Raw genomic sequence first — 22,005 nt, 5'->3', positions numbered from 1 at the left:
CTTGTGCGGGGGGTGCCGCCCTTTCGCGTGCGCGGGGCCGGCGCTCTTGGGGGTTCTGTGATGTCCGTTCCCTTGTGAGGCCCTGGAGGCAAGTGGTGTAGTCCATTTCATGCCTCCGAGTAACGGTACGACTTCACCGCGTCTGTCACGCCGCTCGTTCGTCACCGCCCTCGCGGTGACCTCGGCAGCCACCGCCCTGCCGCTCGGGCTCGGACCCGCCGCCGCGCGTGCCGCCGGCCGGAGCGCGGTCAACGAGCGCCCCGTCGTCATCCCCGCCCTCCAGAACTGGGCCGGATCCACGGGACGGTACCGCCTTCACGCAGGCGCACCGATCGTCGTGCAGACCGCGAAACCGGGTGAGCTCCTGCCGCTCGCCCGGCAGTTCGCCGACGAGATCGAAGAGGTCACCGGCATCAGGCCCGGCGCGCCCCGCGCCGGCCACGGAGTACGGGGCGGCCTGCGACTCGTCCTCGACCCGGCCGACCGGCACGCGCCCGGCGGCGACCGGTACGCCGAGGAGGGCTACACCCTCACCGTCACCGCATCCGCCGTCACGGTCACCGCACCCACCCGCACCGGCCTCTACTACGGCACCCGCTCGGTCCTGCAGATCCTCCTGCGCTCCGACGGGCGCCGCGAACTGCCGACCGGCACCGCCCACGACTGGCCCGACTACGCGCTGCGCGGCTTCATGCTGGACGCGGGCCGCCGCTACTTCACCCCGGGCTTCGTCCGCGACCAGCTGCGCCTGATGGGCTGGTTCAAGCTCAACGACCTGCAACTGCATCTGAACGACAACGAGATCAGCCCGGCAGGCGGCGACTGGTCGAAGGCCTACGACGCGTTCCGGCTGCGCAGCGACAAGCCCGAATGGGCCGGGCTCGCCGCGTCCGACGGCTCGTACTCGCGGGAGGACTGGGACTCCTTCGAGGACACCGCCGCCGCGCACGCCGTCCAGCTCACCCCCGAGATCGACGCGCCCGCACACGCCCGCTCCTTCGTGCGCTTCCGCCCCGAACTCGGTCTGAAGGGCGGCAACTCCGACCATCTCGACCTCGCCAAGCCGGAGACGACGGCCTTCATGAAGAAGGTCTTCGACGAGTTCGCGCCCTGGTTCCGCAGCCCCGAGATCCACTACGGCGCCGACGAGTACACCGGACCCGAGGAGCAGTACCGCGGCTACTTCAACGCCATGGCCGCCCACATCCGCACCCTCGGCAAACACCCCCGCGCCTGGGGCAGCCTCACCGAGATGGCGCCCTCCGGCACGTCCGGCTACGACCGTGACGTCACCATCCACAGCTGGAACAACGGCTGGTACGGCCCCAAGGCGGCCACGGCCGACGGCTACGAGATCGTCAACACGAACGACGGGCTCCTCTACGTCGTCCCGTTCGCCACCTACTACCACCCGCTCGGCCTCGACGGCCCCTACCTGTACGAGAGCTGGGCCCCGCACGTCTTCCCCGGCGATCAGAGCCTCCAGCCGCACGACCCGAAGCTGCGCGGCGCCATGTCCGCCGTGTGGAACGACCTCGTGCACGCCACGTACACCCAGCAGGCCGTCCACGGTCTGGTCGAGAAGACCTTCGGGACGCTCGCTCAGAAGATGTGGAGCGGGTCCGGAGCGGGCCTGAGCTACCGGGACTTCACCGCCGAGCTGCGGCGCGGGATCGCCGGACCCGGGCTCACCACCCTCACGCCCACCCTCGCCGAACCCGACCAGATCTCCCTGGACGCGCCGGCCACCGCCTCCTCCACGGCCGCGGGGTCCCGCCCCGCGTACGCCACCGACGGCAGCCCGGTCACCCGGTGGACCAGCGGCCGCGAGCGGGCTCCCTGGCTGGCCGTCGACCTCGGGCGGAGCCGGCCCGTACAGCGCGTGCGCGTCGAATGGGGGCAGGAGCACGGCACCGCGTACGCCGTCGAGGTCTCCGACGACGGCGTCGCGTGGCGCACCGTCGCCGAGCGCACCGGCCGCGACCGCGCGGGCTGGGACGAACTCGGCTTCCCGGCGACCACGGCCCGCCATGTACGCCTGCGCGGCCGGGAGCAGGCGAGCACGCGCTACTCGGTGTGGAGCCTTCAGGTGTACGACATCCCCGACCTGGCGCTCGGCCGACCCACCACCGCGTCGTCCGCCGAGACGGCCACGCTCACCGCGCCCAACGCCACCGACGGCGACCCGGGCACCCGCTGGGCCTCGAAGTACACGGACGGCGAGTGGATCGAGGTCGACCTGGAGCAGACGCGCACCGTGCGGCGGATCGTCCTCGACTGGGAGACGGCCGCCGGACGGGACTACGACCTCCAGGTCTCCGCCGACGCCACCGGCTCGTCCTGGAGCACCGTCGCCGCACGCCGCGACCGCACCACGGCCGGGGTGGACACGGTCGACCTCGACGCCGTGGAGGCGCGGCGCGTACGGATGCTGGGCGTGAAGCGGCAGACGACGTACGGGTACTCGCTCTACCGGTTCGAAGTGCGGGGCTGAGCACAGGGCGAAGGGGTACGGGGGAAACGAGGGTGCGGGGTTCCGCATCTACTGGCCGGTAAGTACAGTCGGGCACCCCCGTACCCCCTCGTCCAGGGAGCACAGCCATGACCGGCTGGAACGCGAGCGACATACCGGACCAGAGCGGCCGCACGGCCGTGGTCACCGGCGCCAACAGCGGCATCGGCTACATCACGGCACGCGAGCTGGCCCGCAAGGGCGCCCGCGTCGTCCTCGCCTGCCGCAGCGAGGCGCGGGGCACGGCCGCGCTGGAGCGGCTGCGCTCCGAGGTGCCGGGCGCGCAGGCCGAGTTCGAGCAGCTCGACCTGGGTGACCTGTCGTCCGTGCGGAAGTTCGCCGGATCCCACGGCGGCGGCGAGCCGCTCGACCTGCTGATCAACAACGCGGGCGTGATGGCGCTGCCCCAGGGGCGGACCGCCGACGGCTTCGAGACGCAGTTCGGCGTCAACCACCTCGGCCACTTCGCGCTGACCGGCCTGCTCCTGCCGCGGCTCCTCGACACGCCCGGAGCGCGCGTCGTCAGCGTCTCCAGCGGCTTCCACGCCCTCGCCGACGTCGACATCGCCGACCTCAACAGCGAGCGCCGCTACCGGCGCTGGATCGCGTACGGCCGTTCCAAGACGGCGAACCTGCTGTTCGTCCACGAGCTGGCGCGCAAGCTGGCGGCGCGCGGGTCCGACGTCGTCGCGGCGTCCGCGCACCCCGGGTACGCCTCCACGAACCTCGCGACGCAGGGCGTGCGCATGGAGGGCCGCAAGGCCGTCGAGCGGGTCATCGAGCTGGGCAACCGGGTCATCGCCCAGTCCGCCGAGGCCGGCGCGCTGCCCACGCTGTACGCGGCGACGGCTCCCGGTGTGCTCCCGGACTCGTTCACCGGCCCGTCCCTGATGATGTGGCGCGGGGCGCCCGCGAAGTCGTGGCGGGCCCGGCGGACCCTCGACGACGTGGCGGGGGAGCGGCTGTGGGCGGCATCGGAACAGCTGACGGGCGTGACGTTCTAGGAGACGGTCCGGGGGCTGCTTCAAGCCGCCCGACCGACGGTTCGGCCGACCGGCCGGCCGGGCTAGTCGAGTTCAGAGGCGTCGAACACCGCGCGGGCCGCGTCGCCGTCGACGCGGGCCGCGAGGCGGTCGATGACCGGGGTGCCGCAGCGGAGCAGTCCGTTCGCGCGGGCCCGGCGCGCGCCCGTCTCCAGGCGGTGCCACAGGACGGGGTTGTCGGTGAGCACCTTCGGGTCCAGCTCCACCCGGCCGCCGAGCGCGTCGCGCAGCACGAGCCGCGGCGTCACCCCGTCGCTGTGGCGCACCGATGTCAGCAGGTCCGTGCAGACGCGCCGCGTGCCCCAGACGCCGCGCACGGCGAGCCAGCCGGGGCCCGCGCTGACCAGCGGCGGATGCAGCACGGCGTGCAGCAGCACCGAGAGCCCCGCCCACAGCCCGACCCGCGCCGCGCTCAGCGTGCCGTTGGCCGTGTCGATCACCAGGATCAGGCAGAACAGCGTGAGCGCGCAGAACACCGCCGCCCGCAGATCGGCGGCCCACCGCCGGTCCCGCACCACAGCGTCCTGCACGGACGGCGCCGCCGCCCGCCCGCGGGATCCAGCCCTCGTATCGCGTCCCATGCAGCGCACCGTAAGCCCGTGCGGCGCCCCAGGTCAGCACTCTTGACGCGTCGCTGATCCGCCCGCCGCGCACGTTGACGCCGTGCTGACGGGAGGGCCGACATACGGCTGTAGTCCCACTGTCGTAATCCCGCCGCATGGTTGATCGTTGGGCCGTCGGAATCCGTGGACCGAACGAAGCGGGCGTACGAACAGCAGGGGGACGATCAATGACCATCAGTCGCAGGGGACTGCTCGGGACCGGCGCCGCGCTGGGGCTGCTCACCGCGTGCGGCTCCAACACCGGCCGGGACGACGGAGGCTCGGGCGGCGGGCCGGAGCTCTCGCAGTGGTACCACCAGTACGGCGAGCAGGGCACCGAGCAGGCCGTGAAGAAGTACGCCGCCGCGTACGACAAGGCGCACGTCACCGTCCAGTGGCGGCCCGGCAACTACGACGAGCAGACCGCCGCCGCCCTCCTCACCGACTCGGGCCCCGACGTCTTCGAGGTCGACGGGCCCACCCTCGACCAGATCCAGGGCAAGCAGATCGCCGACCTCACCGGCCTGTTCGAGGGGGTCAAGGACGACTTCAACCCGGCGGTCCTCGCCCCGAAGACGTACGACGGCAGGATCTGGGCGATCCCGCAGGTCATCGACATGCAGATGCTCTACTACCGCAAGAGCCTGCTCGCCGACGCGGGCGTCGAGCCGCCGCGGACGCTCGACGAGCTCGTGGACGCCGCGAAGAAGCTCACCTCGAAGAAGACCAAGGGCCTCTTCCTCGGCAACGACGGTGGCGCCGGCGTCCTCGGCGGCACGCCCCTGTACGCGGCCGGCCTCGAACTCGTCACCGAGGACGGCAAGGTCGGCTTCGACGACCCGGCCGCCGCCCGGACCCTCGGCAAGATCCATCAGCTGTACGCCGACAAGTCGCTGCTCCTGGGCGCGCCCTCCGACTGGTCCGACCCGTCGGCGTTCGTCCAGGGCCTGACCGCCATGCAGTGGTCGGGCCTGTGGGCGCTGCCCACCGTGCAGAAGGAACTCGGCGACGACTTCGGCGTGCTGCCCTTCCCGAAGGACGGCGCGGGCGAGCCGTCGGTGCCGGTCGGCGCGTACGGCGCGGCGGTCTCCACCCGAGGCAAGCACCAGCAGGCCGCGAAGGACTACCTCAAGTGGCTGTGGATCGACCGCACCGAGTACCAGGAGGACTTCGCCCTCGCGTACGGCTTCCACATCCCGGCCCGCATCTCGCTGGCGAAGAAGGCCGGGAAGCTCAGGAAGGGCGCGGCGGCCGACGCCGTCCGCTTCACGACCGACCACGGCTACGCCCAGCCTCTGCGCTGGACACCGGCCGGCCGGACCGCCTACCAGGACGCCCTCAGCCGCATCATCAAGGACGGCGCGAGCCCGGACGGCGAGCTGAGGAAGGTCGTGCGGAAGGTGTCGGCCGAGCTCGACCGCGTGAAGAAGAAGTGAGCCTCCGGCAGGAGGGCCGCCGCCAGGCGATCCCTCGGCAGAGAGGGCGCCGCCAGGGCGACACGGCACGGAAGTGGGCCGGTGTCCAGAACCGCACCCTCTGGTTCTGGATCTTCGTCGGGCCCTTCCTCCTCGGCCTCGGCGTCTTCACGTACATCCCGCTCGGCTGGAGCGTCTACCTCAGCTTCTTCGACGCCCACAACACCGTCACCCCGAGCGACTTCGTCGGCCTCGGCAACTACACGGCGATGCTGAAGAACGAGGCGTTCACCGACAGTCTGTCGACGTTCCTCGTCTTCTCGCTCCTCATCGTCCCCGCCACCTACGCGCTGTCGCTCGCCCTCGCCCTCATGGTGAACCGTCAGCGCCGCGCCCAGGCGTTCTTCCGCTCGGTCTTCTTCCTGCCCGCCGCCTGCAGCTACGTGGTGGCCGCCCTGATCTGGAAGATGTCGCTCTTCAGCGGGGTGCGGTTCGGGCTCGCCAACACCGTCCTCGGCTGGTTCGGCGGCGACCAGATCGCCTGGCTGTCGACGACCGACCCGCCCTGGTACTGGGCCGTCATCGTCACCGTACGGCTCTGGCTCCAGGCCGGCTTCTACATGGTGCTGTTCCTCGCGGGGCTCCAGCGCATCAGCCCCACCCTCTACGAGGCGGCGGCCGTCGACGGGGCGCGGCCCGGCTGGCAGGTCTTCCGGTACATCACGTTCCCGCAGCTGCGGGCCACCTCCGTGGCGGTCGTCCTGCTCCTCGTCATCAACGCCTTCCAGGCCTTCGACGAGTTCTACAACCTGCTCTCGGACGCCCGCGGTTATCCGCCGTACGCCAGACCCCCGCTCGTCTACCTCTACTACACGGCGCTCGGCCAGGGGCAGAACCTCGGGCTCGGCAGCGCGGGCGCGGTGCTGCTCGCCCTGATCATCGCGGTGGTGACGGTGGGGCAGGCCAAGTGGTTCGGCCTGGGCCGGAAGGAGGCGCAGTGAGGGACGACTCCCGGGTCAGGGCGGGCCGCGCCCTGCGCCTCGCCCTGCTGATCGCACTCGCGCTCCTGTTCCTGATCCCCTTCTATCTCCTCGTACGCAACGGGCTCGCCGCCGAGAGCGACATCACCTCCCCCGAGTGGACCTTCTTCCCGTCCTCGCTGCACTGGGGGAACGTGAGGGAACTCTTCGGCGACACATCCGTCCCCTACGCCCGCTCCCTGCTCAACTCCGCGCTCATCGCGGTCGCGACGACGCTCGGCACCCTCCTCCTCGCCTCGCTCGCCGGCTACGGCCTGGCCCGCATCCCGTACCGCCACGCGAACAAGGTCTTCTACGCGATCCTCGGCACCCTGATGGTCCCGGCCGCGGTCACCTTCGTGCCCAGCTTCGTGCTCGTCTCGTCGCTGGGCTGGATCTCGACACTGCGCGGGCTGGTCGTCCCGACCCTGTTCTCCGCGTTCGCCTGCTTCGTCTTCCGGCAGTACTTCCTGGGATTTCCCGGGGAGCTGGAGGACGCGGCGCGCGTCGACGGGCTCGGCTACTGGCGTACGTACTGGCGGGTGGTCGTGCCCAACTCCCGGCCCGTCTTCGCGGCCGTCGGCACGATCGTCTTCATCGGCGCGTGGAACTCCTTCCTGTGGCCCCTGGTCATCGGCCAGGACCGCAACGCGTGGACCGTCCAGGTGGCTCTGTCGTCCTTCACCACGTCCCAAGTGGTGCGGCTCCACGAGCTGTTCATCGCGGCGGCCGTCTCGATCGTGCCGCTGCTCGTGGTGTTCCTGTTCTTCCAGCGGTGGATCGTGGCGGGGGTGGAGCGCTCGGGCATCGACGACTGACCCACCCCCGTCTCTCCTCGGGCTATGCCGCCGCGCCGCCGTCGATCACCAGGTCGGCGCCGACCACGGCCGCGGCGTCCTCGGACGCCAGGTACAGCACGGCGGCGGCCACCTCGTCCGCCGCCGCGACCCGGCCGAGCGGCGACTCCTCCTTCATGCGGACGGCCCGGTCGGCCTCGGTCTCGCCGGGGCGCAGGGACATGGCGGTCGCGGAGGGACCCGGGCTGACCGCGTTGACACGGACCCCGTCACCGATGTGGTCGAGGGCGGCGCCCCTGGTCAGGGCGGAGACGGCCGCCTTCGACACGGCGTAGCCGGTCACGCCCGCGCGGGACTTGTGAGGGCCGAGGTTGGAGGAGATGTTGACGATCGCGCCGCCGTGCTCCTGCGTCCGCATCTGCGCGATTTCGGCCTGGAGGGCGAGGAGTACGCCGGTGACGTTGATGTCGAGCAGCGCCTGCCAGTCGTCGGCGGCGAGTTCGGCGACGAGGCCCGCGCCGCGGAAGACGCCCGCGTTGTTCACGGCGACGTCGAGCGACCCGAACCGCTCGACGGTGGCGCGCACCAGCTCATGGAGGTCCCCGGCCCGGCTCACGTCGGCGGTGTGCGCGACGGCGGTGCCGCCCGCCGCCTCGATGAGGTCCACCGTCGCGTCGAGGGTGGCGCGGGTCCGCCCGGCGACGACGACGCGTGCGCCCTCGGCGGCGAAGGCGAGCGCGATGGCCCGCCCGAGCCCGGTGCCGGCTCCGGTGACGAGGACGCTCTGACCGGCGAAGCGACTGCGGGACATGAAGGGCTCCTTGGGTGGTGGGTCGACGCGTGGATCAGATATTTCTAGAACGATCGGTTCAGTATGCGGGCACGCGAAAGAGCCCGACGGACGAGTCAGGAAAACAGCCCCACGGCCCCACAGCCCTTCGGCCCCTCGGCTCCTCGGCTCCTCAGTCCAGAAGGCCGAGTGCCTGCTCGGCCGCGTCCCGTATGCGCGCCGGGTCCGGTGACGCCTTCCCGACGACGCGCATGCCCTGCATGAGGACGAGCAGCAGGCGGGCCAGGGCTCGGGGATCACGGTCGGCGGGCAGCTCGCCCTGGGCCCGGGCTCGCGTGAGTGTGGCGCGCAGCAGCGTCTCGACATGCTCCCAGCTGTGCTCCACGCGGCGCGCCGCCGCCGTGTCGTGCGGGGCCAGCTCCGTCGCCGTGTTGGTGACGAAGCAGCCGGTCAGGCGCCGTTCGTCGGTCGTCGCCTCGGCGGCGAAGCGCCGGACGAGCGCGCGTACGGCCGGCAGTGCGGGGCCGCCGGCCGACAGGTCCGCGAGGATGGCCGCGTCGGCGGACTCGGCGTACCGGTCCATCGCCTTCAGGTACAGCTCGTGCTTGTTGCCGAAGGTCGCGTAGATGCTGGCGCGGCCGATGCCGAGATGGTCGACGAGGTCCGCCATCGACGTCGCCTCGTAGCCGCGCCGCCAGAACAGCTCTAGGGCCGACTGGAGCGCGGCGTCCGGATCGAATTCCTTGGTCCTGGCCACGGGAAGGAGACTAGGCGTAAGCGGAACGATCGGTCAAGAAAACGATCGGTCAAGAAATACTCGGCGTGGGTCAGATCGCGCCGGTGTGGGTCAGATGGTGCTCGGCGTGGTCTGCACGGCGTACGTGGCGACCGCGTACGCCTCGTCGTCGAGGCAGGCGCCGCTCTCCAGGTCGAAGCGCTGCTTGAGCAGCGGCGACGCGACGAACGGGCGGCCCTCGGCCGAGCCGATCAGGCCGCGCGAGAGGACTGCGGCGCCCGTGAACGGGTCACGGTTGCCGACCGCGTAGAGGCGGCCCGTGCGGTCCAGGAACACGGCGGCCTGCCGGCCGTCGGGGAGCAGCGCCGCGACCCCGCGGCCCGGGGTCAGCCGGTCCAGTTCGCAGACCGTGAACCAGGCGTCCTCCAGGTGGAGTTGCACCATCACGGCGGTCTTCTCGGGAGCGACGGTCATGACGTCACCGATCCTTCCAGGGGGCGGGAGCCGATGGACAGCAGGGGCAGGTCGGGCTTGATCTGGTCGCGCTCCGGGACGAACCGCACGAGCGGGTCCGGCGCGTCGGGCGCGTTCACGAAGGACACGAAGCGCTCCAGGCGCTCCGGGTCGTTGATGGTGTCGGCCCACTCGTCGCGGTAGTGCGCGACGTGGTCGGCCATCAGGGCCTCCAGCTCGTCGCAGAGGCCGAGGGAGTCGTGCACGACGACGTCCCGTACATGGTCGAGGCCGCCCTCGATCCGCTCCAGCCAGCCCGCCGTACGCTCCAGACGGTCGGCCGTGCGGATGTAGAACATCAGGAACCGGTCGATCAGCCGGATCAGCTCGGCGTCGGACAGGTCCTGCGCGAGGAGGTCCGCGTGGCGCGGGGTCGCGCCGCCGTTGCCGCCCACGTACAGGTTCCAGCCGTTGGCCGTGGCGATCACCCCGAAGTCCTTCGACTGGGCCTCCGCGCACTCGCGCCCGCAGCCCGACACGGCCGACTTCAGCTTGTGCGGCGCCCGCAGCCCCCGGTAGCGCAGCTCCAGGTCGATCGCCATGCGCACCGAGTCCTGGACGCCGTAGCGGCACCACGTCTGACCCACGCAGGACTTCACCGTCCGCAGCGCCTTGCCGTACGCGTGACCCGACTCGAAACCGGCGTCCACCAACCGCGCCCAGATCAAGGGAAGTTGCTCGACCCGCGCACCGAACAGGTCGATGCGCTGACCTCCGGTGATCTTTGTGTAGAGGCCGAAGTCGCGCGCCACCTCACCGATCACGATCAGCTTCTCCGGGGTGACCTCGCCGCCGGGGATGCGGGGCACGACCGAATAGGAGCCGTTCTTCTGGAGGTTGGCGAGGAAGTGGTCGTTCGTGTCCTGGAGCGCCGCCTGCTCGCCGTCGAGGACATGGCCCTCGGCGCCGATCGTCGGGGCGAGCGAGGCGATGATCGAGCCGACGGCCGGCTTGCACACCTCGCACCCCTCGCCGCCACGCGCGCCGTCACGCCCGTACGCGTCGAGCAGCTCCGCGTACGACGCGATCCGCTTGACCCGGACGATCTCGTACAGCTCGGCGCGGGTGTGCGGGAAGCAGCCGCACAGGCCCTTGTCGCCGCTCTGCGGGAGGAGCTGGCCGATCAGCTTCACGCAGCTGCCGCAGCCCGTGCCGGCCTTGGTGCACTTCTTCACCTCGGGCAGCGTGGCGTGCGCCTGGACCGCCTCCTTGGTGACGTTGTGGCAGGAGCAGATCACCGCGTCGCCGGGCAGTGCCTCCGGGCCGAGCGCCACCGGCGCCCCCGCACCGGCGGGCAGCACCAGCTGCTCGGGCGCCACGGGCGGCACCGAACCGGTCAGCGCGCGCAGCGTCCCGTACGCCTCCGCGTCCCCGACCAGGATCCCGCCGAGCAGCTCCCCCTCCGGGCCCACGACGAGCTTCTTGTACGTGCCCGAGCGCGAGTCCGAGTAGACGACGTCCAGGCAGCCGTCGGCCGCGCCGTGCGCGTCGCCGAACGACGCCACGTCCACGCCGAGCAGCTTCAGCTTCGTCGACAGATCGGCACCGGTGAACTGCCCGTCCTGCGAGGCGAGCGCGGCGGCCACCGTCTGTGCCATCTCGTAGCCCGGCGCGACCAGGCCGTACACGCGGCCGTCCACGGCCTGCGCGCACTCGCCGATCGCGTAGACGGCCGGGTCGCTGGTGCGGCACCGCTCGTCGACGGTGATGCCGCCGCGCTCGCCGACCGTGAGCCCCATGTCGCGGGCGAGCTGGTCGCGCGGCCGAACGCCCGCCGAGAACACCACCAGGTCCGTCGCCAGCTCCGAGCCGTCCGACAGCTTCACGGCGCGCACCGCACCGTCCTCGCCGCCGGTCAGGATCTCCTGCGTGCCGACGCCCGTGTGGACGCTCAGGCCCATGCCCGTGATGGTGCGCAGGAGGGCCGCGCCGCCGCCCTCGTCGACCTGCACCGGCATCAGACGCGGCGCGAACTCCACGACGTGCGTGTCGAGGCCGAGGCCGCGCAGGGCGCCGGCCGCCTCCAGGCCGAGCAGCCCGCCGCCCACCACCGCGCCGGTGGTGGCGCGCCGCTTCGCGTACTCCTCGATCGCGAGCAGGTCCTCGATCGTGCGGTACACGAAACAGCCCGTCGCGTCCTTGCCGGGCACGGGCGGCACGAACGGGTAGGAGCCGGTGGCGAGGACGAGCGTGTCGTACGTGACCTGGAGGCCCGAGCGTGCCGTGACCGTCCGCGTCGCGCGGTCGATGTGCTCGGCCGGGTCCCCGAGGTGCAGCTCGATGCCGTGCCGGGCGATGAACGCGGCGTCCGTGAGTGAGAGTTCGTCCGGGGTGCGGCCCGAGAAGTACGAGGTGAGCTGGACCCGGTCGTAGGCGGGGCGCGGCTCCTCGCACAGCACGACGACGCGGTGCGTGTCCGTGAGACCGCGCTCGGCCAGGGCCTCAAGGAAGCGCTGGCCGACCATGCCGTGGCCGACGAGTACGAGTGTGGGCATGGTGGTCATCTCAGAGGCCTCCGTCGTGAGTGAGCAGGTGGAGCAGGGGTGCGCCGTCGTCGGGCAGCGGGTCGTCGGCCTCCCAGGCCCGGGCGAGCGCCCCGACCGTGCCGAGCTCGCCGACCAGGACTCCGCCGACGAGCCGGTCACCGCGGACGACGACCTTGCGGTACGTGCCGCGGGTGGCGTCGGCGAGCTGCACGACGTCGTCACCGGGCAGGGCCTCGGGCTCGCCGAACGCCGCGAGGTCGAGCGGCCCGGCCTCGTGCGGCAGGGTCAGCCGGGTGAGGGTGCGGGTGCCGGCGTAGGGGCGCCGCCGCCCGGAGAGCAGGTTGTCGGCGAGCGCGTCGGCCTGTTCGACGGCCGGGGTCGCGAGCCCGTAGACGCGGCCCGCGTGCTGGGCGCAGTCCCCGACCGCGCGGACGTGGGGGTCCGACGTGCGCAGCTCGTCGTCGACGACGATCCCCTCGCGCACATCGAGCCCGGCCGCCGCAGCGAGACCCGTCCGGGGACGGACACCGCAGGCGAGGACCGTCAGATCCGTGTCGAGGACGTAGCCGTCGGCGAGCTCGACGCGGCGGACCGCGCCGTCGACGACGCCCACGCCCCGTACCCGGCACTGCGTGTGCACCTCGACGCCGAGCGCGGTGAGGTGCTCGTGCACCAGGTGCGAGGACCGGGGGTCGAGCTGGCGCTCCATGAGGCGCTCGGACTGCTGGGTGAGCACCACCTGGGCGCCGCGAAGAGCGAGCGCACGGGCCGCGGACACCCCGAGGAGCCCGCCACCGACGACGACGGCGCGTACACCGGGAGCCACCGCCCGCGACAGGGCCAGGCAGTCGTCCATGGTGCGGAAGGCGTGCACACCGTCCGGCAGCTCCGCCGCGCCCGGCGCGAACAGTCCGCGCAGCGGCGGCAGGACCGGGTTCGATCCGGTGGCGAGCACGAGGGTGTCGTACGGGACGTCGGAGCCGTCCTCGCAGCGCACCACGCGCTCGGCGCGGTCGACGCGGACGGCGCGGGTGCGCAGGTGGGTCCCGGTGTGACGGGGCAGCGCGATGACGTCGGCGCCGTAGCTGCCCGCGAGGACCTCGGCGAGCAGCACCCTGTTGTACGGGGCGTGCGCCTCCTCGCCGACGAGTACGGCGGCCGAGCCCAGGCGCCGGGCGAGCCGGGTACCGGCGAGGCCGGAGCCGATCACCACCACGCGCCCAAGGTCCGTCGAAAAGGTCATGCACCGAAGCCTGCGGGGCCGGTGTTACCCGGCCGCATCCCTCCCGTTTCCCACGGGGAACGCTGCGCTCAGCGCGCGAGGGGAGTCGGTGTGAGGGCTCAGCGGCTGCCGGTCAGATGGGCGAACACCACGACGTTGCCCCGGTAGCCGGTCTGCTTCGAGTAGCCGCCGCCACAGGTGATGACGCGCAGTTCGGGCCGGTCCGCCGCGCCGTACACCTTCTTGTCGGGGAAGGCGTTGGCGTCGTAGACCTCGACGGCGTCGACGGTGAACACGGCGACGGAGCCGTCGCGGCGGTCGACCTCGATGGTGCGGCCCTTGGCGAGGGCGCCCAGGTCGTAGAAGACGGCGGGGCCGTCGGCGTTGTCGACGTGGCCGGCCACGATCGCCGTGCCGCGGACGCCGGGCGCGGTCCCGGCCTCGTACCAGCCGGCCAGGTTCTTCTCCTGCGGCGGCGGGACGTCCAGGCTGCCCTGCGGGGTCAGGCCGAGTCCCATGAGCGGCGCGTCCACCCGGATCGACGGGATGCGGATGCGGTCGGGCGGCGAGGGGGAGAGGGGGGCCGCGCCGGGCGGCTCGTGGCCGGTGCCGGGGTGCGCGGACGCGGCCTGCGCGGCGGACGGCTGCGGCGGTCCCTGCGTCTCGGTCCCTTGGTACAGCAGCCAGGCGCCCAGGCCCAGGGCGAGAGCGGTGACCGCGGCTATGAGTCCGCTGACGGCTCGTCGGAGGGGCACCTGTGGCATCGGGTTCTCCAGGTCGAAGCGGGTGGGGGCGCCTTCCTCCCCCGGCCGCGCGAGGGGGTGCGCGGCCGGGGGAGGAGAGGACAAGCGGTACCAGGGGGCCGGAGGGACAGCGGAGGTCGTCCGTCCGGCCCCCGTCAGATCCCTTCGCCTCTCGCCCGGCGATGCAGGAGCCAGGTACCGCCCGCGGCGGCGACGGCAAGCGCTGCCACTCCCGCCGCGGTCTTCACGGGGTCGGTGCCGAGCGCGCCGCCGACCCCCGTCTTCACATGGCCCTTCGGGGGGACCTGGTCCGAGGAGGAGGCGAGCGCGACGATCAGGTCGCCCGTCACCTGCCCGCCGCCGGAGCACTTCGCGACGATCTCGTACGTTCCGGGCTGCGCCGACGGAGGCACCTGGAAGCGCCCCTCGGCGTCCTTCGCGTGCTTGCCCGGGGCGAGCATGAAGGGGCCCGCGCCGACCGCGCTCGCGTCCCCGGCGGCGGCGCGAGCAGCACCGCACGCGGTGGTGTTGACGGTGACCGTGGCGCCCGCGACGGCGTTCGCCGGGTACACCGTGAGGCCGCCCGAGCCGGCGTACGCGGGCGCGGCGGTCAGCGCCGCGGCGGCCGCGGCGAGCGCGGCAGCGGGCAGCAGGCGGGATGTGCGCATCGTGTCGTGCTCCTCCGAGGGGGCACGGCCCGCGGCACCCCCAAGTGCCGCTGCGTCGGTCACGCCCCTGCCCTACCGAGGTAAGTGGCACTCGCCCCGGGACGCCTCCTGATGCACCATCAGAAAACTGGTGAAAGGGCGTCATCTGACATCCCGGCAGGAACGTTCCGGCAGGTCACCGGCGTGTCGAAGAAAAGAACCCGCAGGTGGAGCCCGCGCCGGTGAACGGGTGACCGGACTCCCGGGGTGCCCGCTTGACCTCAACCAAACTTCAGGTACGAGGCTTGCGCCATGAACACCACAGCCGCACCGTCCGCCGCCCCCGTTTCCGCCCGTACCGAGGCCCCCGTCCGGGTCGCCGTCGTCATCGGCAGCAACCGCGAGGGCCGCTTCGGCCCCGTCGTCGCCGACTGGCTCATGTCCCTGCTCGGGGAGCGCCCCGACTTCGCCGTCGACGTGATCGACGTGGCCGCGACCGACCTGCCCACCGCGCTCTCCTACGACCCGTCCCCCGAGGTGCGGGCCGAGCTGGCCCAGGTCACCCCGAAGCTGGCCGCGGCCGACGCCTTCGTCGTCCTCACGCCCGAGTACAACCACTCCTACCCGGCGGCCCTCAAGAACGTCATCGACTGGCACCACGCCGAATGGCAGGCCAAGCCCGTCGGCTTCGTCTCCTACGGCGGGATCTCCGGCGGCCTGCGCGCGGTCGAGCACCTGCGCACCGTCTTCGCCGAGCTGCACGCCGTCACGGTGAGGGACACCGTCTCCTTCGCCAACGCGGGCAGCCACTTCGACGCGACCGGCGCCCACCGGGACCCCGAGGCGCCGGCCGCCGCGGCGAAGTCGATGCTCGACCAGCTGGCGTGGTGGGCGAAGGCGCTGCGAGAGGCGAAGGAGGTGCGCCCGTACGGCAGTTGAGACCGGACGGACGAAGGTCCCCGCGGCCGTCGGCGGCGGGGACCCTCGGTCACACAGGTGCGATGTCAGCCCACGGACACGGCCGACCAGGTCGCGGCCACGGCGGCGTACTCCGCGCTGCCGGCCCCGTACAGGTCCTTCGCCGCGCTGAGCGTCGCCGTGCGGGCGCCCGCGTAGTTCGTCGAGGACGTCATGTAGACGGTCAGGGCCCGGTACCAGATCTTGCCGAGCTTGTCCTTGCCGATGCCGCTCAGCGTCGAGCCGTTGCACGTCGTGCTGTTGTGCTGGACGCCGCCGATGACCTTGGGCCCGCTGCCCTCGGCGAGCAGGTACGCGAAGTGGTTGGCGACCCCGGACGAGTAGTGCACGTCGAGGTTGCCGACCGACGAGCTCCAGCAGTCCGCGGAGTTGCCGTCCTTGCTGGGCTTGTCCATGAAGCGCAGCGCCGGCTGGCCGAAGCCGGGCTTCACGATCTTCTCGCCGATGAGCCAGTCGCCCGGGTCGGACGCGTTGTTCGCGTAGAACTCGACGAGCGTGCCGAAGATGTCGGACGTCGCCTCGTTCAGGCCGCCGGACTCGCCCGAGTAGGTGAGCCCCGCCGTCTTCGACGTGACGCCGTGCGACATCTCGTGCCCGGCGACGTCGAGCGCCACCAGCGGCCCGAACGTCGAGCCGTCACCGTCGCCGTACGTCATGCAGAAGCAGGTGTCGTCCCAGAAGGCGTTGTTGTAGTTGCTGCCGTAGTGGACGCGGTTGTACGAGCCCTTGCCGTCGCCGCCGATGCCGTTACGGCCGTGGACGTTCTTGTAGTAGTCCCACGTCGTGTCGGTCCCGTACTGGGCGTCCACGGCGGCCGACGAGCGGTCGGCGTTCGCGCCGGTGCCCCAGTGGTTGTCGGCGTCGGTGAACACCACCGCGGGAGCGCGGCTCCAGCAGATGGTCAGGATGCAGCCGTCGGTCTTGTTCTGCGCGTCACCCGAGTAGGTGCCGCCGCGCGTCGCGTCCTTGAGCTGGTACGTCGACCCGGACTGGGTCGTCTCCAGCGGCACCGTGCCCGAGTAGAGGGACTTCCCGTCGCCGGTCGCGGTCTCGATGCTGTCCCAGGCGTCGATCTGCTTGCCGGTGGTGGCGTCGGTGAGGACGACACGGGCGACCGGGTTGCCGAGCGAGTCCTTGCCGGCGGCGTCGGTGCGCCAGGCCAGCTTCGGCGCGCCGTGCAGCGCGTCCACGACGAGCGCGGGCTTGGCGACGACCTTGCGCAGGAGCTCGCCCGGGTTGGCGGCGCGCAGCGCCGTGGCGGCGAGGTCGGCGGCCTTCGGGGCGGGGAGCGCCGGCGTCACGCTCGGCACGGCGAGGTCGCCGCGGACCGCGCGGTTCGCCGAGCGGTAGCCGCCGTCGCGGTTCAGATGGACGACGAAGTCACCGCCGAGGACGGGGAGCTTGCGGAAGGTGCGGTTGTAGCGCACGTGCTGGGTGCCGTCCGGGTCGACGACGACGTCCCGCACGGAGGTGCCCTGAGCCGAGGTGAGCCCGAGGTCCCCGGCCACCGCGTGCAGCGCGGCCGCGGCGTTGCGGACGGCGTCGGCGCGGGTGGGCGGGGCGGTGTCGGCGCCCGCGGTGGGGGCGAGGGCGGCGGCCAGGAGGGTGGCGGCCGCCGTGGCTATGCCGGCGGTGGTGAGTCGCGATGTGGTCCGGGCAGGTCTCATCGGGCTCCTAGTGACGGCGCGCGGGCGCGCTGAGGGGGGTCACACTGATGACGCCTCAGATTTAAGGGTCCATGACATGTCATGTCCATAGCGCCTCTGTGGTGGAGCTGTGAATAGGTGTTCACGTGCAGAATCAGGTGTGCACGGCCCGCGAAAGGAACGGACATGAACGCACTGGCCCTGACGGTCCTCACCACGACCGACGGCGAGGCCAAGGCCCGCGCCCTGGCCGCGGGAGCGGTCGAGGCGCGCCTGGCGGCCTGCGCCCAGATCGCGGGCCCGGTCACGTCGGTCTACCGCTGGCAGGGCAACACGGAGACCGCCCAGGAGTGGCAGGTGCTCCTCAAGACCACGGCCGACGGCTACGCGGCCCTGGAGTCATGGCTGTTGGAGGCGCACGACTACGACACCCCGGAAATCATCGCGACGCCGGTGGTACGGGGGAGCGCCGCGTACCTGGCGTGGATCGAGGGGGAGACGGGCGGGGCCTGAACGGCACGGGCCGGAAAGCCCGCCGGCCCGAGCGCGCCGGCGCCCGGGCCACCATGACTTACCGACTCGCGGCCGACCACCGCTCACCAGCAAGCCGGCTCACGGTCCAACTCACCGGAACCAACCAACCAACTCGCCAACTCACAGCCGCACGTCACCGATACGCGGCCGCACGTCACCGATCCACGGTGTCACTTACGCAGCAGCAGGGTGATCCCCGCAACCACCACACCGAGCGCCACGGCGCCGACGCCGTATCCGAGGCGGTGGGACCGGAGCCCCGGCAGGAAGCGGTCGACGGCGATGCGCCCGGGGCCGGTCAGGGCGAGAGCCACCGCGCCGAGTGCGATCAGGAGCTCGTACTCGATGCCCTGCGGCGCGAAGAATCCGCCGCCCCACTTCACGGCGATGGCGTTGACCAGGGTGCCGGCCACGGCCGCGGCGGCCAGCGGGGTGAGCAGGCCGAGCACGAGGCCGAGCCCGCCGAGGGTCTCGCTGAACCCGGCGACCGCGGCGAACGCCTTGGGTGACGGGTAGCCGGAGGCGGCGAAGAACTGCCCGGTGCCGTCGATTCCGCCCCCGCCGAACCAGCCGAAGAGCTTCTGCGTGCCGTGCGCGGCCATGGTCAGGCCGAGGGCGAGGCGCAGTACGAGAAGACCGAGGTCATAGGCGTGGGCGGGCGCGGCAGGGGTGGGGGTACCGGGCGCGCGAAGCGGACCGAGCTGGTTCGCGAGAGAGGTCACGTGGGGTCTCCTGACTCGGAAATCGATATGCTTGAACTTTCAAGCTACAGCCCCAAGCTAACCGCACGGCCGCCGTGTTTCAAACTTGAACCACATCGCCCGGGCGGTCACCGGAACCGGTGCCGGCCGCCTCGACGCGTACCGCGCACACTTTGAACTCCGGCATCCGGGACGTCGGGTCGAGCGCGGGGTTGGTCAGGTTATTGGCGCGCCCGGCGCCTGACCAGTGGAACGGCATGAACACCGTGTCGGGCCGGATTCCCGTGGTGATCCGGGCGGGCGCCTCGGCCCGCCCGCGCCGGGAGACGACGGCGACCGGCTCGCCCTCAGCCACCCCGATCCGCGCGGCGAGCCGGGGATGCAGCTCCACGAAGGGGCCGGGCGCGGCGGCGTTCAGCTCGGCCACGCGCCGGGTCTGCGCACCCGACTGGTACTGAGACACGACGCGCCCCGTCGTCAGATGGACCGGGAACTCGGCGTCGGGCTCCTCGGCGGCCGCGCGATGCGAGACGGCGACGAAGCGGGCCCGTCCGTCCTCGGTGGCGAACCGTTCCAGAAAGAGCCGGGGCGTCCCCGGATGTTCCTCTTCCGGACAGGGCCAGAACACCCCGTCCTCCTCGACGAGCCGCCGGTAGGAGATCCCCGCGTAATCGGCGGCTCCCCCTTCCGAGGCCCGCCGCAGCTCCTCGAAGACCTCCTCCGGATCGGCGGGGAAACCCTTCTCCACCCCCAGCCGCCCGGCGAGCTCACGCAGCACCTCCAGATCGCTGCGCACCCCGTCCGGAGGCATGACGGCGCGACGCCGCAGCAGCACGCGTCCCTCCAGGCTGGTCACGGTCCCCGTCTCCTCGGCCCACTGGGTCACGGGCAGCACCACATCGGCGAGGGCGGCGGTCTCGGAAAGCACCACATCCGCCACGGCCAGAAAGTCGAGCGACCGCAACCGCCCTTCCACATGGGCGGCACGAGGGGCCGAAACCACCGGATTCGACCCCATGACCAGCAGCGCCCGTACGTCATGCCCCAGCGCGTCGAGCAGCTCGTACGCGGAACGGCCGGGGCCGGGAAGGGAGTCGGGGTCCACGCCCCACACACCGGCCACGTGCGCACGCGCCGCCGGGTCGGTCAGCTTGCGGTACCCGGGCAGCTGGTCGGCCTTCTGCCCGTGCTCGCGCCCGCCCTGCCCGTTGCCCTGCCCGGTCAGGCACCCGTACCCGGAAAGGGGCCGCCCTGCTCGCCCGGTCGCGAGGCACAGGTTGATCCAGGCGCCCACGGTGTCGGTGCCCTTGGACTGCTGCTCGGGCCCGCGCGCGGTGAGCACCATGGCGGCCTCGGGCTCACAGAACATCCGCACGGCCTCGCGCAGTTGAGGCACGGAGACCCCGGTCACGCGCTCCACGTACTCGGGCCAGTGCGCCATCACGGCGGCCCGCGCGTCCTCCCAGCCCCGCGTCCGGGCGCGCACGAACTCCTCGTCGACCCGCCCCTCGGTCACCACCAGATGCAGCATCCCGAGGGCCAGGGCGAGATCGGTCCCGGGCCGGGGCGCGAGATGGAGGTCGGCGAGCTCGGCGGTGCGCGTACGGCGGGGGTCGATGACGACCAGCGTGCCGCCGTTCTCCCGCAGTTCGTTCAGATAGCGGACCGCGGGGGGCATGGTCTCGGCCATGTTCGACCCGACCAGAACCACACATCCCGTACGAGGAATGTCCTCCAGGGGGAACGGCAGCCCGCGGTCGAGCCCGAACGCGGCGAGCTGCCCCGCCGCGGCGGACGACATGCAGAACCGGCCGTTGTAGTCGATCTGGGAGGTCCCGAGCACGACCCGGGCGAACTTCCCGAGCCCGTACGCCTTCTCGTTGGTGAGCCCGCCCCCGCCGAAGACCCCGCACGCGTCCGGGCCATGAGCCGAACGCGTACGGGAAAGCCCGTCGGCGACCAGGCCGAGCGCCTCGTCCCACGAGGCGGGCTCCAGCACGCCGCCCCTGCGGACCAGCGGTCCCGTCAGCCGCACGCCGGGTGCCAGCACGGCAGCGGCCGTACGCCCCTTCCCGCACAGGGCGCCACGATTGACCGGGAACCCGGCACGCTCCTCGACCCCGACAACACCAGAGGCGGTGGGGACGAGATTCATCCCGCACTGGAGGGAGCAGTAGGGGCAGTGGGTGGGCGTGACAGTGAGCATGGGCCCACCTTGCGCGCATGCTGTTACGCGACAGCCCACGCCCGATTACACGCAGGACACGACGCCCTCTTAGCGCTACTGGCGGGCGCGTGAGAACAACGCCGGATGAGCCGCGAAACCGCTGCGAGGAGACGCCTCACCGGCGGACCGGTGAGAAACGAGAAACGGCGGATCAGCCGCAAAACCGTCGCGAGGGGACGTGGGGGTGTGTCCGCCCGCAGCACGGAGGTGCGGGCGCCGGTCAAGGTACACAGGGCGGAGGCGCCGCGATGGCGAGGACGGACACACCCCCGCGGCCCCGCCCCACGGCACACGAGGCGCATGAGCGAGTCCGCACCCGCTGGACGAAGCCCAGCGACGCCTCACCTCCAGAGCGAGGCTCAGCGACGCCTCACCTCCGGAGCGAGGCTCAGCCACGCGCCACCTCCGGAGCGAGGCTCAGCCACGCGCCACCTCCAGAGCGAGGCTCAGCGACGCCTCACCTCCGGAGCGAGGCTCAGCGACGCCTCACCTCCAGAGCGAGGCTCAGCGACGCCTCACCTCCAGAGCGAGGCTCAGCGACGCCTCACCTCCAGAGCGAGGCTCAGCGACGCCTCACCTCCAGAGCGAGGCTCAGCCACGCGCCACCTCCGGAGCGAAGCTCAGCGGCGCCTCACCTCCAGAGCAACGCTCAGCGACGCCTCACCTCCACAGCAACGCTCAGCGACGCCCCACCTCCAGAGCGAAGCTCAGCCACGCCCCACCCCCAGAGCAACGCTCAGCGACGCCCCACCCCCAGCGCCTCCCGAACCCCAGGCTCCTTGTCCCCGAGGAACCGGGGATCGGGCCGGAACACGGAATCGAGCACGGCCTTGCCCGCCGCGAACACCTCACGGGCCCCGCCGTAATACCAGGTCACGTCGTGCCGGTCGTCGACACCGACGCCGTACGAGGAGACGCCCGCGGCCTCGCACAGGGCGACCGCGCGCCGGATGTGGAAGCGCTGGCTGATCAGCACGGCCCGGTCGACCCCGAAGATCTTCTTGGCCCGCACGCAAGAGTCCCAGGTGTCGAACCCGGCGTAGTCGCTGACGACAGCCTTGCCGGGCACCCCGTGCCGGGTCAGATAGGCCCGCATCGCGTCGGGCTCGTCGTAGTCCTCGCGGCTGTTGTCGCCGGTCACGAGGACCACCCGGATCCGCCCGTCGCGGTAGAGCTGGGCCGCCGCGTCGAGCCGGTGCGCGAGATAGGGCGACGGCTCGCCCTCCCACAGCCCGGCCCCGAACACGACGGCGACATCGGTGCGCGGCGCATCGTCGACCGTGCGCAGCCGGTCCCCGGTCACGACGAACAGCCACGTCGCCGGCAACAGCGTCAGCACACACACGGCCATCGCGCCCTGCACGAACCGCCGCCACCCCCGCCGCGTACGCGGC

At 72.1% G+C, this 22,005-nt stretch carries 19 protein-coding genes; 7 read left to right on the top strand and 12 right to left on the bottom strand.

The window, feature by feature from the left end:
• The first annotated feature begins 109 nt into the window (after positions 1 to 109).
• Positions 110 to 2,494 (top strand): discoidin domain-containing protein, encoded by a 2,385-nt coding sequence (locus tag LGI35_RS16435; RefSeq protein ID WP_227294569.1) that lies wholly within the window; start codon positions 110 to 112, stop codon positions 2,492 to 2,494.
• Positions 2,495 to 2,601: 107 nt separating this feature from the next.
• Positions 2,602 to 3,516, top strand: a complete 915-nt coding sequence (locus tag LGI35_RS16430; RefSeq protein WP_227294568.1) for an oxidoreductase — start codon at positions 2,602 to 2,604, stop codon at positions 3,514 to 3,516.
• Positions 3,517 to 3,578: 62 nt separating this feature from the next.
• Here LGI35_RS16430 and LGI35_RS16425 read toward each other — a convergent pair whose 3' ends face one another.
• Positions 3,579 to 4,136 (bottom strand): hypothetical protein, encoded by a 558-nt coding sequence (locus LGI35_RS16425; protein ID WP_227294567.1) that lies wholly within the window; start codon positions 4,134 to 4,136, stop codon positions 3,579 to 3,581.
• Positions 4,137 to 4,345: 209 nt separating this feature from the next.
• Between LGI35_RS16425 and LGI35_RS16420 the strand changes: the two genes are divergently transcribed.
• The 3 genes from LGI35_RS16420 (at position 4,346) to LGI35_RS16410 (ending at position 7,409) form a co-directional block, all read left to right on the top strand.
• On the top strand, positions 4,346 to 5,593 hold the full coding sequence (locus tag LGI35_RS16420) for an ABC transporter substrate-binding protein (protein ID WP_227294566.1): 1,248 nt from the start codon (positions 4,346 to 4,348) through the stop codon (positions 5,591 to 5,593).
• A 110-nt stretch (positions 5,594 to 5,703) separates the two neighbouring features.
• On the top strand, positions 5,704 to 6,573 hold the full coding sequence (locus LGI35_RS16415) for a carbohydrate ABC transporter permease (RefSeq protein WP_227300333.1): 870 nt from the start codon (positions 5,704 to 5,706) through the stop codon (positions 6,571 to 6,573).
• The gene (locus LGI35_RS16410) at positions 6,570 to 7,409 is read left to right on the top strand and encodes a carbohydrate ABC transporter permease (protein WP_227294565.1); all 840 of its coding nucleotides are present in this window, start codon (positions 6,570 to 6,572) and stop codon (positions 7,407 to 7,409) included. The genes LGI35_RS16415 and LGI35_RS16410 overlap by 4 nt, the downstream gene beginning before the upstream one ends.
• Before the next feature lie 22 nt (positions 7,410 to 7,431).
• Here the strand turns inward: LGI35_RS16410 and LGI35_RS16405 are convergent, their stop codons facing one another.
• From LGI35_RS16405 to LGI35_RS16375, 7 genes are all read right to left on the bottom strand, one after another.
• A complete protein-coding gene (locus tag LGI35_RS16405) occupies positions 7,432 to 8,199 on the bottom strand; it encodes an SDR family NAD(P)-dependent oxidoreductase (RefSeq protein ID WP_227294564.1) in 768 nt (255 codons plus the stop codon).
• A 151-nt stretch (positions 8,200 to 8,350) separates the two neighbouring features.
• Entirely contained in the window at positions 8,351 to 8,935 is a 585-nt protein-coding gene (locus LGI35_RS16400) for a TetR/AcrR family transcriptional regulator (protein WP_227294563.1), read from the bottom strand.
• Positions 8,936 to 9,025: 90 nt separating this feature from the next.
• Positions 9,026 to 9,388: a nitrite reductase small subunit NirD gene (gene nirD, locus LGI35_RS16395; protein WP_227294562.1), complete on the bottom strand. Its 363-nt coding sequence runs from the start codon at positions 9,386 to 9,388 to the stop codon at positions 9,026 to 9,028.
• The gene (nirB, locus tag LGI35_RS16390) at positions 9,385 to 11,931 is read right to left on the bottom strand and encodes a nitrite reductase large subunit NirB (protein WP_227294561.1); all 2,547 of its coding nucleotides are present in this window, start codon (positions 11,929 to 11,931) and stop codon (positions 9,385 to 9,387) included. The genes nirD and nirB overlap by 4 nt, the downstream gene beginning before the upstream one ends.
• A gap of 1 nt (position 11,932) precedes the next feature.
• Positions 11,933 to 13,156, bottom strand: coding sequence for an NAD(P)/FAD-dependent oxidoreductase (locus LGI35_RS16385; protein ID WP_227294560.1), 1,224 nt, complete (start codon positions 13,154 to 13,156; stop codon positions 11,933 to 11,935).
• Positions 13,157 to 13,254: 98 nt separating this feature from the next.
• A complete protein-coding gene (locus LGI35_RS16380; RefSeq protein WP_227300327.1) occupies positions 13,255 to 13,899 on the bottom strand; it encodes a class F sortase in 645 nt (214 codons plus the stop codon).
• 134 nt (positions 13,900 to 14,033) lie between these two features.
• Positions 14,034 to 14,546 (bottom strand): hypothetical protein, encoded by a 513-nt coding sequence (locus LGI35_RS16375; RefSeq protein ID WP_227294559.1) that lies wholly within the window; start codon positions 14,544 to 14,546, stop codon positions 14,034 to 14,036.
• A 291-nt stretch (positions 14,547 to 14,837) separates the two neighbouring features.
• On the opposite strand from LGI35_RS16375, the gene LGI35_RS16370 reads away from it, so the two are divergent.
• Positions 14,838 to 15,464, top strand: a complete 627-nt coding sequence (locus LGI35_RS16370; RefSeq protein ID WP_227294558.1) for an NADPH-dependent FMN reductase — start codon at positions 14,838 to 14,840, stop codon at positions 15,462 to 15,464.
• A gap of 65 nt (positions 15,465 to 15,529) precedes the next feature.
• Here LGI35_RS16370 and LGI35_RS16365 read toward each other — a convergent pair whose 3' ends face one another.
• A complete protein-coding gene (locus LGI35_RS16365) occupies positions 15,530 to 17,170 on the bottom strand; it encodes a M4 family metallopeptidase (RefSeq protein ID WP_227294557.1) in 1,641 nt (546 codons plus the stop codon).
• A gap of 165 nt (positions 17,171 to 17,335) precedes the next feature.
• Between LGI35_RS16365 and cutA the strand changes: the two genes are divergently transcribed.
• The gene (cutA, locus tag LGI35_RS16360) at positions 17,336 to 17,662 is read left to right on the top strand and encodes a divalent-cation tolerance protein CutA (RefSeq protein WP_227294556.1); all 327 of its coding nucleotides are present in this window, start codon (positions 17,336 to 17,338) and stop codon (positions 17,660 to 17,662) included.
• A gap of 191 nt (positions 17,663 to 17,853) precedes the next feature.
• Here cutA and LGI35_RS16355 read toward each other — a convergent pair whose 3' ends face one another.
• From LGI35_RS16355 to LGI35_RS16345, 3 genes are all read right to left on the bottom strand, one after another.
• Positions 17,854 to 18,405, bottom strand: a complete 552-nt coding sequence (locus tag LGI35_RS16355) for a DoxX family protein (protein ID WP_376601656.1) — start codon at positions 18,403 to 18,405, stop codon at positions 17,854 to 17,856.
• A gap of 79 nt (positions 18,406 to 18,484) precedes the next feature.
• Complete coding sequence (locus LGI35_RS16350; RefSeq protein ID WP_227294555.1) at positions 18,485 to 20,590, bottom strand: molybdopterin oxidoreductase family protein; 2,106 nt, start codon at positions 20,588 to 20,590, stop codon at positions 18,485 to 18,487.
• A 757-nt stretch (positions 20,591 to 21,347) separates the two neighbouring features.
• Positions 21,348 to 21,962: a SanA/YdcF family protein gene (locus LGI35_RS16345; protein ID WP_227300325.1), complete on the bottom strand. Its 615-nt coding sequence runs from the start codon at positions 21,960 to 21,962 to the stop codon at positions 21,348 to 21,350.
• Positions 21,963 to 22,005 lie beyond the last annotated feature (43 nt).

It is taken from the genome of Streptomyces longhuiensis, assembly GCF_020616555.1.
GTDB classification, from domain to species: Bacteria; Actinomycetota; Actinomycetes; order Streptomycetales; family Streptomycetaceae; genus Streptomyces; species Streptomyces longhuiensis.
This window is presented reverse-complemented; position numbering and strand designations above follow the sequence as displayed.

Coding starts and splice junctions, on each gene's coding strand:
- LGI35_RS16425 (WP_227294567.1), bottom strand. CDS start 4,136: ATGGGACGCGATACGAGGGCTGGATCCCGCGGGCGGGCGGCGGCGCCG.
- LGI35_RS16345 (WP_227300325.1), bottom strand. CDS start 21,962: ATGGCCGTGTGTGTGCTGACGCTGTTGCCGGCGACGTGGCTGTTCGTC.
- cutA (WP_227294556.1), top strand. CDS start 17,336: ATGAACGCACTGGCCCTGACGGTCCTCACCACGACCGACGGCGAGGCC.
- LGI35_RS16350 (WP_227294555.1), bottom strand. CDS start 20,590: ATGCTCACTGTCACGCCCACCCACTGCCCCTACTGCTCCCTCCAGTGC.
- LGI35_RS16380 (WP_227300327.1), bottom strand. CDS start 13,899: ATGCCACAGGTGCCCCTCCGACGAGCCGTCAGCGGACTCATAGCCGCG.
- nirD (WP_227294562.1), bottom strand. CDS start 9,388: ATGACCGTCGCTCCCGAGAAGACCGCCGTGATGGTGCAACTCCACCTG.
- LGI35_RS16420 (WP_227294566.1), top strand. CDS start 4,346: ATGACCATCAGTCGCAGGGGACTGCTCGGGACCGGCGCCGCGCTGGGG.
- LGI35_RS16405 (WP_227294564.1), bottom strand. CDS start 8,199: ATGTCCCGCAGTCGCTTCGCCGGTCAGAGCGTCCTCGTCACCGGAGCC.
- LGI35_RS16430 (WP_227294568.1), top strand. CDS start 2,602: ATGACCGGCTGGAACGCGAGCGACATACCGGACCAGAGCGGCCGCACG.
- nirB (WP_227294561.1), bottom strand. CDS start 11,931: ATGACCACCATGCCCACACTCGTACTCGTCGGCCACGGCATGGTCGGC.
- LGI35_RS16375 (WP_227294559.1), bottom strand. CDS start 14,546: ATGCGCACATCCCGCCTGCTGCCCGCTGCCGCGCTCGCCGCGGCCGCC.
- LGI35_RS16370 (WP_227294558.1), top strand. CDS start 14,838: ATGAACACCACAGCCGCACCGTCCGCCGCCCCCGTTTCCGCCCGTACC.
- LGI35_RS16435 (WP_227294569.1), top strand. CDS start 110: ATGCCTCCGAGTAACGGTACGACTTCACCGCGTCTGTCACGCCGCTCG.
- LGI35_RS16385 (WP_227294560.1), bottom strand. CDS start 13,156: ATGACCTTTTCGACGGACCTTGGGCGCGTGGTGGTGATCGGCTCCGGC.
- LGI35_RS16365 (WP_227294557.1), bottom strand. CDS start 17,170: ATGAGACCTGCCCGGACCACATCGCGACTCACCACCGCCGGCATAGCC.